This window comes from Fulvivirga aurantia (assembly GCF_009711475.1).
Classification (GTDB): Bacteria; Bacteroidota; Bacteroidia; order Cytophagales; family Cyclobacteriaceae; genus Fulvivirga; species Fulvivirga aurantia.
In genome coordinates, this window is sequence record NZ_SMMD01000248.1 from 1 (window position 1) to 1298 (window position 1298).

The 1298-nt window shown below is 42.1% G+C and carries 1 protein-coding gene; it reads right to left on the reverse strand.

All coding sequences use genetic code 11. The features are described 5' to 3' along the window. Window positions 1-1294: ATP-binding protein (locus tag E1176_RS00870; protein WP_185152517.1), on the reverse strand; the 1294-nt coding region annotated here is incomplete at its 3' end. Window positions 1295-1298 lie beyond the last annotated feature (4 nt).

The following is a 1298-nucleotide window of genomic DNA, read 5'->3' on the forward strand; positions in this document are numbered from 1 at the left end:
AAATATTGGTCTTTACCCCTCTGATCCTAAACTCGCTCAACGCTCGATCCAGTCTCTCTGAAGCTCCTTTTAAGGTTCTGCCCCAGGCCGAAACTTTTACAAGTAGAGAATCGAAGAATGGCGAAATTGTGACCCCTGCATAGCAGTTTCCTGCATCGAGGCGTATACCAAAACCACTGGCACTTCTGTAAGCTATGATGGTACCATAATCTGGTTTAAAGCTATTTACAGGGTCTTCAGTGGTAATCCTACACTGAATGGCGTGTCCATTACATTTCACATCTTCCTGACTCTTAATAAATATCTGTGGATCTGAAAGTTTGAAACCTTGAGCAATCAAGATCTGTGACCTCACGATATCTATACCCGTTACTTCTTCAGTAATGGTGTGCTCAACCTGTACACGCGGGTTTACCTCAATAAAGTAGATGTTTTCTTCCTTATCCACCAAAAACTCAACCGTACCTACGTTATTGTAGTCTACATGCTTTGTGATGGCCAACGCATACTCGTAAAGTTTATCTTTTGTAGACTGTGCTATGGTAGAACATGGGGCAACCTCTACTACTTTTTGAAATCTACGCTGTACTGAACAATCGCGTTCAAATAGATGAACGAGGTTGCCATAATTATCACCCATTATTTGCACCTCGATGTGCTTTGGGTTTTCTATATATTTTTCCAGGAAAATGGTGTCATCACCAAAAGCATTAGCAGCCTCACTTTTTGCTTCCTGGTAGGCTTTCTCTAGTTCTTTGTCGTTGCGCACAACACGCATACCACGACCACCACCACCGGCAGCAGCCTTTACCATAATCGGGTAACTTATTCTTGCCGCTTCGCTTAAAGCGATATCAACAGTAGTCAGCTTTTTCTGACTATCTTCAATGATGGGTACTTTGGCTGCAATAGCAATTTTCTTTGCCTCTACCTTGTCACCCAACTTTTCCATTACCTCGGGCTGTGGCCCAACAAATACAAGTCCTTCTTCTCTACATCTACGGGCAAGCTTTACATTTTCTGATAAAAAACCATATCCCGGATGGATTGCCTCAGCACCATTTCTTTTAGCTACAGCAATTATTTCCTCTATATCCAAATATGGCTTGAGAGGGTCGTGATCCTCTCCTATTTGGTAGGCTTCATCGGCCTTATATCTGTGCAGCGAATATCTATCTTCGAATGTATAAACAGCTACTGTTCTGATTTTGAGCTCACTAGCCGCTCGCAATATTCTAATGGCTATCTCTCCACGATTAGCCACCAATAATTTACTTACCTTTTTAGTACTTATACCC